Source organism: Chitinophagales bacterium (assembly GCA_020636535.1).
In the GTDB taxonomy this organism is placed as follows: Bacteria; Bacteroidota; Bacteroidia; order Chitinophagales; family JADIYW01; genus JADJSS01.
In genome coordinates, this window is sequence record JACJXT010000011.1 from 663,945 (window position 1) to 677,451 (window position 13,507).

At 30.6% G+C, this 13,507-nt stretch carries 8 protein-coding genes; 2 read left to right on the forward strand and 6 right to left on the reverse strand.

Annotation, left to right across the window (positions count from 1 at the left end; translation table 11 throughout):
• Together H6553_03205 and H6553_03210 are read left to right on the forward strand one after the other, a co-directional pair.
• Complete coding sequence (locus H6553_03205) at window positions 1–4,515, forward strand: SDR family NAD(P)-dependent oxidoreductase (GenBank protein ID MCB9032821.1); 4,515 nt, start codon at window positions 1–3, stop codon at window positions 4,513–4,515.
• Window positions 4,508–7,738: a type I polyketide synthase gene (locus H6553_03210; GenBank protein MCB9032822.1), complete on the forward strand. Its 3,231-nt coding sequence runs from the start codon at window positions 4,508–4,510 to the stop codon at window positions 7,736–7,738. Before H6553_03205 ends, H6553_03210 begins: the two co-directional genes overlap by 8 nt.
• Before the next feature lie 233 nt (window positions 7,739–7,971).
• Here H6553_03210 and H6553_03215 read toward each other — a convergent pair whose 3' ends face one another.
• The 6 genes from H6553_03215 to H6553_03240 all read right to left on the reverse strand — a co-directional run bounded on the left by H6553_03215 (window position 7,972) and on the right by H6553_03240 (window position 12,977).
• Window positions 7,972–8,421, reverse strand: coding sequence for a hypothetical protein (locus H6553_03215; protein MCB9032823.1), 450 nt, complete (start codon window positions 8,419–8,421; stop codon window positions 7,972–7,974).
• An 84-nt stretch (window positions 8,422–8,505) separates the two neighbouring features.
• Entirely contained in the window at window positions 8,506–8,955 is a 450-nt protein-coding gene (locus H6553_03220) for a hypothetical protein (GenBank protein MCB9032824.1), read from the reverse strand.
• Between the two features lie 10 nt (window positions 8,956–8,965).
• Window positions 8,966–10,048, reverse strand: a complete 1,083-nt coding sequence (locus H6553_03225) for a hypothetical protein (protein MCB9032825.1) — start codon at window positions 10,046–10,048, stop codon at window positions 8,966–8,968.
• A 180-nt stretch (window positions 10,049–10,228) separates the two neighbouring features.
• Complete coding sequence (locus H6553_03230) at window positions 10,229–10,522, reverse strand: hypothetical protein (protein MCB9032826.1); 294 nt, start codon at window positions 10,520–10,522, stop codon at window positions 10,229–10,231.
• Window positions 10,523–10,597: 75 nt separating this feature from the next.
• Entirely contained in the window at window positions 10,598–11,245 is a 648-nt protein-coding gene (locus H6553_03235; GenBank protein ID MCB9032827.1) for a response regulator transcription factor, read from the reverse strand.
• 1 nt (window position 11,246) lies between these two features.
• On the reverse strand, window positions 11,247–12,977 hold the full coding sequence (locus tag H6553_03240; GenBank protein MCB9032828.1) for a hypothetical protein: 1,731 nt from the start codon (window positions 12,975–12,977) through the stop codon (window positions 11,247–11,249).
• Window positions 12,978–13,507: the final 530 nt, after the last annotated feature.

Below are 13,507 nucleotides of genomic sequence, written 5' to 3' on the forward strand. Positions count from 1 at the left end.
ATGTCCGACCAAGAAAAATATAAACAACAAATTAAAGATGCACTTACTGCTATTCAAAAATTAAAGCAGCAACTAAAAAAAGAGCAAGAAAAAAATAATCAATCTATTGCTATTGTTGGTGTGGCTTTGCGTTTGCCAGGAAATGTAAACTCTATGCAAGATTATTGGCAACTACTACTCAATAATATAGATGCCATTGAAGATATTCCCAATAGTCGTTTTAATACAAATGAATTGTATAGTGATAAAAATGATATTGGTAAAATTAATATTAAACAAGGTGGTTACTTAAATAACATCGACTTATTTGATGGCAACTACTTTGATATTTCTAGAGTAGAATTAGAAAGTTTAGATCCACAACAAAGATTATTGTTAGAACTTTCTGTTGAAGCTTTAGAGAATGCAGGCATTAATATTAACAGTTTAAATAATTCGGCTACTGGTGTGTTTACTGGAATTACCAATGTCGATTATCAAGAAAAACATTTTAGAAGTGGCAACTATCAATTGGTTAATCCATATTCGTATTCTGGTAGTGCTTATTGTGCAACTTCTGGTAGAATTTCTTATTTGCTAGGATTACAAGGTCCTTCTGTTGCTATTGATACTGCTTGCTCTTCTTCATTAGTTGCTACGCATTTGGCTTGTCAAAGTTTAAGAAATAACGAATGTGATTTAGCTTTAGTTGGTGCTGCTAACTTAATTCTCGAACCAGAATTAACCATGTACTTTTCACATCTCAATGCATTGTCTGCTACTTCAAGATGTCAGCCTTTTTCAAATGATGCTAATGGTTTTATTCGTTCTGAAGGTGCTGCTGTAATTATATTAAAAAGATTAAATGATGCTGTTCAACACAAGGACAATATCTTAGCAACTATCAAAGGTTCTGCTGTCAATCAAGATGGAAGAAGCAACGGATTCACTGCTCCAAGTGTGCTTGCTCAAACAAAATTGCATCAACAAACATTGCAAAATGCAAAATTAAATGCTCATCAAATTTCTTTTATCGAAGCACATGGTACGGGTACTAAAATTGGAGATCCTATAGAAGTCGAAGCAATGGCAAATGTGTATGCTTCTACAAAATCAAATGATAATCCATTATATATTGCTTCTGTTAAATCAAATATAGGTCATACAGAAAGTGTTGCTGGATTGGCTGGAATGCTTAAAGTTATTCTAGCAATGCAAAATAATTTATTGCCTAAAAATTTACACAGTCAAACACTCAATCAATTAATTAATTGGAACGAATATCCAATAAAAGTAGTACAAGAAAATACTGCGTGGAATGTAAATGAAAAATATGCTGCTATAAGTGGTTTTGGTGTTACAGGAACTAATGCTCAAGTAATTTTATCTAATTATGATAGTAATAATACGAATGATACTAATTTAAGGAAAGATATTTTTGTATTGCCTTTGTCTGCAAAATCAGAAACTGCATTAATTAATTTAACTAAAAAATATATTCAATTTATTACTGAAAGTAATATTCCTATAGAAGAAATTACAGCAATGACGGCTTTGCGAAGAGCTGCTTATCCTATTAGAAAAAGTTTTGTTGCTACAACTAAAAATGATTTGTTAGATGCTATGCAAAATTTCGTCGATTCAAATGAAGTCGATGATTTTAAATTGGTTGATGAAGAAGAAAATTTAAAAATTGTTTTTGTATTTCCTGGTCAAGGTGCTCAGTTTATTTTAATGGGAAAAACATTAATACAACACGAACCAGTTTTTAAATCAGCTTTGGAAGAATGCAATACGGCGTTTAAAAATTTTGTGGATTGGGATATTTTTGAAGAACTAGACAAAACCAAGAACCATCGCTTAGAGGAAATTGATGTGGTGCAACCTTTGTTAGTGGCTATAGAAATTGCTTTGGCTAAGTTGTGGCAAAGTAAAGGTGTTCAACCAAATGCTGTTATTGGTCACAGTATGGGCGAAGTTGCTGCTGCTTATATTGCCAATATTATTTCTTTGGATGATGCTGCAAAAATTATTTGTTATCGTAGTAGTTTAATGAAACAGGCGAGTGACAAAGGTGCGATGTTGGCTACCGATTTATCGTTGAATGAAGCTCAAGAAATTGTCAATGCTAATAATGGTGTAGCAATTGCTGTGGTTAATAGTTTAAATAGTTTAGTACTTTCTGGCGACAAAGAATTGGTGCATCAAATACAACAGGATTTAGAAAATAAAGGCAAATTTGCAAAATTAGTTAAGGTTGATGTCGCTTCGCATAGCAATCACATGGACGAAATTAAAGAAGTATTAGAACAAAAACTAGGCAATATTGTTACAACAAATACTGCAATCGATTTTTATTCTACTGTAGATGGTGATAAAATTAAAGGCGAACAACTCAATGCTACCTATTGGAAAAATAATTTGCGAAGTACAGTTCAATTTCATCAAGCAACACAAAAAATATTAAGTAAGGGAAAATGCTTGTTTATAGAAATGAGTCCGCATCCAACTTTATTATACGCACTACAACAAAATATTAGTAATTCAGATATTAAATCTAATGCAATTGGTAGTTTTGAAAGAGATAAAAATGAACTACAATCGTTTTACAACAATATTGGATTATTGTATCAAACAGGTTATGCATTTAATTGGAAAACAATCTATGAAGACATTGCTTCGTTTGTGCAATTACCTAATTATGCTTGGCAAAAAGAACGCTATTGGATAGATACAGTGGCTAAAAAATCTACAGCAATAAATACTACAAGGGCTATAGACTATTATAAGATAGACAAAATAAAAATAGAAGAAAAAATAAATATACAATATAAAAATATATTATTATTTAAAGATAATAGTGATGAATATATTGCATTAAGTAATTTATTACAGCAACAAAATATTACTGTTACGATTGCTGATATTAATGATACAGTCGATTTTACCAACTACGATGCTATTATTCATTGTAGAACTTGGCATAAAGGCGAGTTTAGTTTGTATTTAGAATGTGGTGTTTTATCGCTACAAAAAATTGTAAAGGAATTAGACGAAAAACAAATTAATATTCCAATTTATGTAATTACCAACGGAAGTTTTGTTTTGGATATTGATAAACAAGTCAACTTAAATTCTTCTATACTAATTGGTTTGATTAGAACTATTCAAAACGAGTACAGCAATATTCCTATTAAACAAATTGACTTACCTTTTAATTTTATTACCAACGATTTTAATTTGGTTTTGAACAATCTTCAAATTAATCAAAATAAAGAAGTATGTATAAGACAAAATAATATTTATAAGAATAAATTACAAAAAATAGATAAAAATCAAACCATCGAAAAAATTAATTTTACTACAGAAGGTACTCATTTAATTACTGGTGGTACAAGTGGTTTGGGTTTAGAGTTAGCTAAATATTTAAGTCAAAAAGGTGCTACACATATCGCACTGATTAGCAGAAGTGGACTTAAAGAAAAAACACAAGAAGCTATCAATGAAATAAAAGCCAATGGTACGCAAGTTGCTGTTTTAAAATGTGATGTTACGAACAAGGAACAATTACAATCTACTATTGCAACCATAGAAACTTCTATGCCAACAATTATTGGTGTGTATCATGCAGCAGGATTTTTAAAAGATGGATTGCTAAGTTTATTCGCAAAAGATGATTTTAATAATATTATTCAAACTAAATCAATTGCAGCTTTGCATCTACACGAATTGTTTGCAGAGCATAATTTGGAACAGTTTGTTTTGTTTTCGTCTATCGCAAGTATTTTAGGAACGAAAGCACAAGCTAATTACAATGCAAGTAATTCTTTTTTAAATGAATTAGCTGCTTTTAGAAGAAACAATAATCAAAATGCTATTGCTATTAATTGGGGAAATATTGGAGAAGTTGGCTTAGCTGCTGCTGATGAAAAAAGAGGCAATGCACTACAACAAATAGGTATGCAGGCGATTACTGTTGAGGAACTCCAACTGTGTTTCGATAAAATTTTTCAGTACAATTTAGCTGAGATTATTCCAGTAAAATTAGATTTTAATTTGTGGTCTGAAAGTTATCAATCAATCAAACAAAATTCGTTTTTTGCTAATGTTGTTGAACAAACAGTAGTAGAAGATAAAAATAAAAGCAGTATTCAAAATGCTACAAGTTTAGTACAAGCAAAGCAAATCATCAACGAACAAATTAAACAGTTGGTGGCTAAAATTACTAAGATTGCTACGAACAAAATTAAGGATGATGCTACTTTTAAATCCTTAGGAATTGATTCTCTAATGGCTTTACAATTGAAAGACTCACTACAAGATATTTTTCAATTGCAATTAGCAGTAGCCAGTATTTGGGCAAATCCTACAATAGAAAAATATACTAATTTTATAGCAAACGAATTAAATTTAGCTACGCAATTCACTAATGATACTATTGAAAATAATATATCAGATAAAAACGAAAATCAATCAGTAGAAACAATGAGTTTAGAAGAGTTAATGAACGAATTAAATAGTAAAGTCAATGAGTGAAACAGAAGAGAAATTACTACAAATGCAACAATTACTTCAAAAGTCTTTGATTAAAATTAGGACTTTAGAAAGTGAATTAGAACAACAAAAAAATCAAACGAATACTATACAACAAGATATTGCTATTGTAAGCACAGCTTGTCGTTTTCCTGCTGGAATTACTTCTACAAAAGCACTATGGCAAATTATAAAAGAAGAAAAAAATATATTCTCAAAAATACCAAATAATAGATTTAATGTTGATGCTATTTATAGCACTGATGAATTAGAGAAAGGAAAAACCAATGCACAATATGGTGCATTTTTAACACATCAACCAAGTGATTTTGATGCTGATTTCTTTGGCATTCCACCAAGAGAAGCTAAGTCTATTGATCCATTACAAAGAATAATGCTCGAAGTTGTTTACGAAGCTTTTGAAAATGCTGGCTTGGCAACGCAACAATTAAAAGAAAGCAATACAGGTGTTTTTGTAGCTATTGGTAATTCCGATTATATTCAAGCTCGCTTGCGAAATGGCAATTTAGAGAGTGTAGATGTATATGATGCTACAGGTATTCCGTTTGCAACTGCTTGTGGTAGAATTTCTTATCTCTACAATTTTAGAGGTACAAGTTTATCTGTTGATACGGCTTGTTCTTCTGTGCTAACAGCAATTCAATTGGCAAAAAATGCATTACAGAATAAGGAGATTGATACGGCTGTTATCGCATCTGCAAATTTAATATTAACGCCAGAATTATTTGTTGGCTTATCAAAATTAGGGTCGCTTTCTACTACAAACGAACTGAAAGCATTCGATCAAAATGCAGATGGTTATATTCGTGGTGAAGGTATTGGTGTGCTTATTTTAAAAAGAGTAGATGATGCTGTTCAACAAAATTTACCAATTGAGTTGGTGATTAAAGCTATTGCTATAAAACACAATGGTACAAGTAATGGTTTTACTGCACCAAATCCAGAAGTGCAAATTCAGTTGATAAATGAAACACTTCAACAAGCGAATATCAATGCGAATCAAGTAGATTTAGTGGAAGCTCATGGTATTGGTAATGTGTTTACAGATGCTATGGAAATTCAGTCGATTGCTACGGCTTATCAAAATAGAATAAATCCAATATATATTAATTCTGTTAAATCAAATATTGGTCACTTAGAAGCATGTACTGGAATGTCTATGATTTTTAAAGTGATAGAAAGTTTTAAAAACGAAACTATTCCTGCTCAAATTAGTATTACCAATTTAAATGAAGATGTTAATTGGAATGCCATCAAAGCTGTAGTTCCAACAACACCTATCGAATGGAAAAAATCGGATAAAAAAAGATATGCAGCCATTAACTTGTCTGGTTATAGTGGAACCAATGCACATATTATTTTTGAAGAAGCACCAAATAAAATTATTTCAGAAAATATAGATTCTACATTTATATTTAATTTTTCTGCTAAAACAAAACAAGCGTTATTAGATTATCTACAAAAATATTTAACTACTAACGATTGGAAAAATGATTCATTAACAGAAATTGCTTATACACTCAACAAAAAAAATCTGTTTGATTATAGATGTAGTATCGTAGCAGATTCACATCAAGTATTAGAAGAAAAAATCAATCAAGTTGTAAATAATGAAAAATCAGATGTATTTATTACAAATGAATTAAATGAATATAATGATATAGCGTTCTTGTGTACTGGACAAGGTGCTCAGTATTTTGGTATGTGTAAACAGTTGTATGATCATTATGAAGTCTTTAAAATGGTTATCGATGATTGCGACAAACAACTACAACCAATGCTACAAGAATCAATTATGGATGTGTTGTGGAAAGATGAAAGCAAAGCTCATCTAATTCATCAGACAAAATTTACGCAACCTTGTTTATTTGTAGTAGAATATGCTATTGCACAATTGTATATGAGTTTTGGTATAGAGCCAAATTATTTAGTAGGTCATAGTATTGGCGAGTTATCTTGTTTGGCAATTGCTAATGCCATTGATTTAGAAGCAGCTTTGCAATTAGTTGTAGCAAGAGCTGCATTGATGCAATCTTTGCCAATAAATGAAGGTGTAATGGCTTCTGTTTTTTGTAGTGAAGCAATTATAAAACCGTTTTTAGAAAATTCTAGCGTAGATTTAGCTGCAATCAATGCGCCAAAAAATGTAACTATTGCTGGATTACAAGCAGATGTAGAAAAAGTATTGGCTACACTTAAAGAAAACAAAATTAAAGCAGTAATGCTACAAGTTTCCCATGCATTTCATTCTTCACAGATGGATGCTATCTTACCAAAGTTTGAACAATTTGTAGCACAGTTTTCATTTAAAGAGCCACAAATTCCTGTTATTTCAAATGCAACAGGTTTGCCTTTATCGTTGTCAGATTTAACGCCTAATTATTTTGCTAAGCACATAAGAAACACTATTCAGTTTGAAAAATCTATTCAGTATTTGTCAGATAAAGTTGGTGTTTTTGTAGAATGTGGACCACATCCTGTTTTAATTAATTTAGCAAAACATTGCAATAGCAATAAAGCAGTATACATTGCTACAACTACAAAAGATAAAGATGCATTAGCTACCTTTAATAATGCTCTACAAGAATTATATATTAATACTATAAATGTTAAGTTTGAAAATTTATTTGTAGGAAAAAAAATCAATACAGTACCATTACCAACTTATGCTTGGCAATGGAAATCGTATTGGTACAATCCAGTGTTGCAAGATTTTTTATTAGAAGAAAATAAAGAGAAAATTTCAATAACAAATCAAAAAGTTAATAATAAAAAAGATATTGTAAAAACTAATTTAAAATTAACTAAAGAGAATTTATTAGTCACCATGCAAATTGAAGCAGCTAAAATTTTAGAGTTAGAAGCTGGTCAAAAAATAAACATCAATGAATCGTTTAGAAATCAAGGATTTGATTCTATGATGAGTGGTGAATTTTTATCTATTATGGAAAGAATGCTAGGCGAGGAGCAACAAATGAGCGTAATACACGATTATCCTACACCAAAAACATTAGCACAATATTGGACAGATAAATATTTTGGTGGTGGTGAAGTAGATGAACACCAAGCTATTTCTATGGCAGATGTAATGTTTGATGCTGCTATGGACGAACAAATTGATGAACAATGGCACGAAATTAAACCTACAGATAATTGGTTAATGAGAGCATTTAAAAAGTTCGATAGCAAATTGCCAAAGGTGTAAATTATTATCCTAGCGTCATTCCTGCGAAAGCAGGAATCTATTTGCTATATTATTTTTACTTTCCTTTATCGGTCTGTGTTTTCACAGACAGAAATATTTTTCTGCCATGTTAAGTGTTTTCACTTTTGCTTTGCTGAACTCGTTTTATAGTGAAAAACGAAGCATCTCCAATCTTTGCTGAACTTGTTTCAGCATCTAATAACTCAAGTTTATTTTATCACAGCATTGCATCACTAATTAATAGGAATGTCTGTAAATTCGCCTTTTAGACTATCAACTCCAGAAATACCACTACCTGCAGTTGCTACAAATGTACCAGAAAGTTTATTGCTTTCATTTTTAGTAATTGTTACGCTACCACTTGAAGCAATCCAATAAGAACCTTTTATATAAGTAATCATATTTATCAAAGAGATATTGTAAGTTCCAACACTAAGTCCAGATAGGTTAATTTCTACAACAGTACTTCCACTATTTTGAGCAATAATAGTATTGTAACTGCCATTTACCCAAGAACTATCTGCTTTTGTAAGTGTAGTTGTATTATTTTCGCCATAGTAAAATCCTACATTAGTGTTCGAGTTAGATGGCGTTGAATCCTCATTTTTGGTGCAAGCTTGAAAAAAAGATACCAAGAAGATACTTACAAACAAAAGGATTAAAATGTGTTTTATTTTTTTCATAATTAATATTTTATTTATTTTTTAATACAAAAACCTGTTAAATGTAGAAACAATACAATATGCTGTTAGCTCTAATTTTATTGTTTATTGATTAACAAGTATATCCGTAAATGTTCCATAAACAGAATGTACTTGAGCACCAACTGTATGCGCTTCTATAGTACCTGATGCTTTACGGGTGTTCATATCAATACTTTTAATGTTAATAGCTCCTGTAGCTGCATTTGGTCTCATTCCTCTAAAATAAAAAGAAACACCAGGCTCTGCTAAGTCGTGGCTACCAACGGTTATAGATGGTAAAGTAATATTAAATAGTACTGATGCTCCACCATTTTGATTTAGAGTATAAGCAAAAATAGTTTGGTCTCCTTTGTTGAGTTGGCAATTTTCGGTATAGTTTTCAGTACCGTTAGGATCGTTCTCATGCCAAGTAAATCCTGCTTTTGCAGGAGCCGAAGTTGTATTATCTTTTTTGCAAGCAGTAAAAGCTGCTATGCATAAAACAACAGTTAATATTTTTTTGAAAAAATTCATATTTCAATATTTATTTTGGACTAATGATTTGCATGTGATAATTTTCAGTATTGTCGTTGTTTGTTTCTTCTCTATATTTTACCGCCACATACAATTTGTTGTTAAACCATTTTATGGCTTCAATTTGTGCATATTCAATCAAATCACTTTCTTTTAATATTACTTCATTCGTACCATTCGCATTATATTTTCTGATAGAGAAATGGGCAGTTGCATTTTCACTTCTACTTTCTACTGCATAAAAATTGCCGGCTTCGTCTATTGCCAAGTTAGTATTGTTGTACAAAATAGTTGTTCCGCCTAGCGTATTGGACGAAACATTGGATTGTGATTGAACGATAGTAATAGTTGGATTGGTTAAATTTATTTTTAAAACCACATAATTACCATTTCCTCCATTTATGGGAGAAAGAATAAAAATATTATCTCCGAATATGGCAGAATGTGATGCGCCTCCCGCTGAAATTACAATGGGTAAATCAGCCAATTTTTTCATAGGACAATAGGCAACTGGCACTCCATAAGCATCTGTGGTATGCACCACAGAGTCGGTTTCGGTAAGTAGGCTCATGCCCCCATCTACCGTGTTAAATCCTACTACATAGCTGCGCCCATTGTACCGCTGGGCTACACAAAAGTTTACACCCATGTTTCTAAAATTATTACTCTTCCATTGCTGGGTTGCATAGCTGTAATGCCCAAAAGATTGGAATGAATTACCCAACCAAAACAAACCATCTTCGGTGGGTTGGTAAGTTTTCCAGTAAGGACTTCCTGTTGAAGAATCGCTAAAACCATCATTCAAATTAATGGTTAAGCCATTACGGGCTACATTGCTTATTTTGGTTTCATCATCTAAGCTCATGCTGATAGCCCACAACACATTGCTATTGTTAATGTTTTTGATTTCGCCGTAATAATTACGAGATTGTATATCTTCATATAATGTCACACTTTCTTGCTTGTTAATTATCATATCTGTATGATGAGAAATAGAATATGGCTGGATAGTTCTGTACCAAAAGTACCAACGCAACTCATCGCCTTTTTGTAGGTTAAATGCTTTTGTATCAAAGGTTCCGCTACCCAACATTGTAAATTTGTGTGAGGATACAACACGCCACTGGTCGCTTTTAAGTATGGTTACGGAAGTGCTGTTTGGATCATTGTTTTTGTCTTTTTTGCACGCCGTAATATTTATTGCTAAAAGCAACAGAAAGTAAATTGTTTTTGAGTAATTTGAAAAAAATATAGTTTTCATATTAATAATTTTTTATTTAATACAAAAATTGATAGATACACATTTCGAGATATACTTTTCATCTCCTTTGGTTTTTATGTTTGCATTTAATAATATTACAACACCTTTATAGTGAATTACTTTGCTAAATATTAGTTTCTTAAACTTTACAAAAGCTTTGATGATGCTTACTATAATTTTTTGTGTTTTTGAATTATTTGAGGTTGGTAATGCTATGCTTTGTGCTTGGCTTGGTATTAAGATGAATAATTGAAAAGTGGTTAATATATAAATTATAATTTGTTTATTATATGGTTGATATTTCATATTTTGAAACTTTTATTTTTAACAAATATCTATTAAAATTTTATCTATAACAATGGGCTGAGTAGCCCATTTTCATTAAATCAAACCTCCTTTTCTGGCTTTATTCAAAAGCTCTATTCTATTGTGGGTTTGTAGTTTTTGATAAATATTTTCGATATGCCTTTTAACGGTAAATGCTGATATAAATAATTGTTCAGCAATTTTTTTATTGGAATATCCTTCACTAATACGGTTTAATATCTCTAATTCTCTTTCTGTAAGTACTACAGTTTCTTCAATTTGATGATTAGTAGATGAACTACTATTTTTTAATAAATTTATGGCTTTAATGGCAATAGCAGGCGACATTACAGCACCTCCGTTTAGCGTGTCATGAATGGCTTCATACATTTTTTCGGCTTTGGCTTCTTTTAAGATATAACTATCGGCACCTGCCTTTATGGTATCAAAAATATGTTGCTCATCGGCAAATACGGTAACCATTATTATTTTGACATTTGGAAACTGTTGTTTTATTTTTTCGGTGGCTTGTACACCATTCATTACTGGCATTTCTATATCCATCAGTATTAAATCTACTGCAGTATGACTTTGCATCATTTCGAATAATTCTTTGCCATTATTAGCTACTAAAATAATATGTAAATCGGTATATGTAGACAGTTTTTCTACTATAGCTCTACGAGCTATTGAATTGTCGTCTGCAATGGCAATTGTTATCATTTCAAATAGGAATTTCAAGTTTATAATAGGTACCTTGTTTAGGTGCTGTTTTAATTTCTATTTTGCCTTTTATTTCTACAATTCTATTTTCAATATTTGTTAAACCATAAGATTTTTCTTTAGCTAATTCATAATCAAATCCTTTTCCATTATCTGTTATTTGCAACAGTAATGAGGATTTTGTTTGCTGCAAATCAATAGTTATGGATGAAGCATCAGCATATTTTATAGCATTGTTGATGATTTCTTGAAAAACTCTGAAAATATTAATCGCCACTTTGGTATCAAGCTGTTTATTTTGCAATATATTAAAATTCAAATGGAAATGGATATCTTCTTTAGCTTCTGTAGCACAATTTACAAAATTGAGCATTTTTAATCGTATATCTTCAAGACATATATTAGAAGAATGCATTGCCCACAAGGTATTTTTGAGTTCGGAAATGGCGTTTTCGGAAAAATCAGAAAGTGTATTAATTTTATTTTTTACGACATCGTTGTCTATAGCATCTGAGCTTTTTAGATTATCCAATATGGAATTCATAAAGATGAGCTGAGACCCTAAGCTATCGTGTAAATCTCTAGAAATTTCTATCCGCTGATTTTGAATCTTGAGGTTGGTTTGTTCTTTTTCTAGTTGATTTTCCAAGTACCATTGTTTTTGTTTTTGCTTCAGTTTTATTCTTTGGTTACTGTAAAGTATGAATCCTAAAAATATGATTGTGCCAAGCAATAATAACCAAATGCTTTTTTGTTTTGAGATAAGCTTTGTTTCAGCAATTTGTTTTTCTTTTTTTTCGGTTTCATATTTTATTTGGTAATCATAAATAATTTTGGCTTTATCTATATTTAACAATGAGTCCTTGAGCACTGTATATTGATTCAAAAAAGAAAGGGCTTGTTTGTAATCGTTGGTTTCATTTTTAAGTTGGTAAGCGTAATAATAAAAATCGATTAGTTTTTCAGGGCTTTTGCTTTTTGAAGCATAAAAATATGCTGAGTCTATTAGCAAATTAGCTTTTGAGTAGTTTTTGACAATGCGTTGAATGTCTAAAAAATTGCTATAAACAGAGGCGAGTTGATATACATCTGAAGTATCTTTTTTAGCAGAATTTAAAGCAAGTTCAAAGTAGTATTTTGCATCTTCCAACTTTCTAATTTTTTTACTTGTATTGCCAAGATTATTATAAGAATAGGAACTATCACTTGCATTTATTCCGTAAGGCAAAGCATTCAAATGGCTTTCTATAGCTTTTTTATAGTGTTTGCTGTCATCATAATTAATTCCCAAATTATTATAAGTATACCACAGTAAATTTTTATCAATTTCGTTTTTGTGTTCTTGAAATGTTTTTAGTGCAAGATTAGCAAGTTCAATTCCTTTGGCATAATCTCCAAAATCGTGATAAGCGAGTGAGAGTCCATTGTATGTTTTTACCAGCATTTGATAATTGTGTGATTTGGAAAAATTATCAATACTTAAAAGATAATATGGTATGCCTTCTGCAAAATAATATTTGTTACAAAGTGCTTTAGCAACAGTAAGGTTTACATATCCTTTGCCTAATTCTGAATGTTTTTTTTCAAAGAAATTGATATATTTTTTGTACCATTTAAGAGTACTATTTTTATCTTGATCGGAATTTTCAAAAAGTTTAGATAGTTCGTTTAGTGCTATTCTAATACTATCTATTGCTACATTATTTTTTTGAACCATTTGTTGGAATGCCATACTAATATTTGGTTCTCTATCGGATATTGTTATATCTATTATGTCTTTTTCCTTTTTGTTATTGCAGGAAAAACTGATGCAAGAAATAATAAATAAAACAAAATAAAAAATTTTCATTTAAACTCAGGCATTAGATTTAGAACAAAGATATTGATAGTTTACATTAATTTTTATATTTTCAAAAAAGCATATAGCAAATACTATTTTTTCTAATTGCTATTAATATCGATATTTGAAAAAGTGAGCAATATAAATTGTTAAAAATTAATCTATAAACAAATATAATTCATGGATTAGATTATTGCAATGGGCTTTTAATCCCATTATACCCTTTCGCCATGTTAAGTGTTTTCACTTGTCTTGCTGAACTCGTTTTATACTGAAAAACAAAGCATCTCCAATCTTTGCTGAACTTGTTTCAGCATCTATTATATAGTATTATTCCTTTATCGGTCTGTGTCTTCACAGACAGAAATATTTTTCTGCCATGTCAAGTGTTTTCACTTGATATATTTGACTTAGCAAATACT

Coding starts and splice junctions, on each gene's coding strand:
- H6553_03205 (MCB9032821.1), top strand. CDS start 1: ATGTCCGACCAAGAAAAATATAAACAACAAATTAAAGATGCACTTACT.
- H6553_03210 (MCB9032822.1), top strand. CDS start 4,508: ATGAGTGAAACAGAAGAGAAATTACTACAAATGCAACAATTACTTCAA.
- H6553_03215 (MCB9032823.1), bottom strand. CDS start 8,421: ATGAAAAAAATAAAACACATTTTAATCCTTTTGTTTGTAAGTATCTTC.
- H6553_03220 (MCB9032824.1), bottom strand. CDS start 8,955: ATGAATTTTTTCAAAAAAATATTAACTGTTGTTTTATGCATAGCAGCT.
- H6553_03225 (MCB9032825.1), bottom strand. CDS start 10,048: ATGTTGGGTAGCGGAACCTTTGATACAAAAGCATTTAACCTACAAAAA.
- H6553_03230 (MCB9032826.1), bottom strand. CDS start 10,522: ATGAAATATCAACCATATAATAAACAAATTATAATTTATATATTAACC.
- H6553_03235 (MCB9032827.1), bottom strand. CDS start 11,245: ATGATAACAATTGCCATTGCAGACGACAATTCAATAGCTCGTAGAGCT.
- H6553_03240 (MCB9032828.1), bottom strand. CDS start 12,977: ATGGCATTCCAACAAATGGTTCAAAAAAATAATGTAGCAATAGATAGT.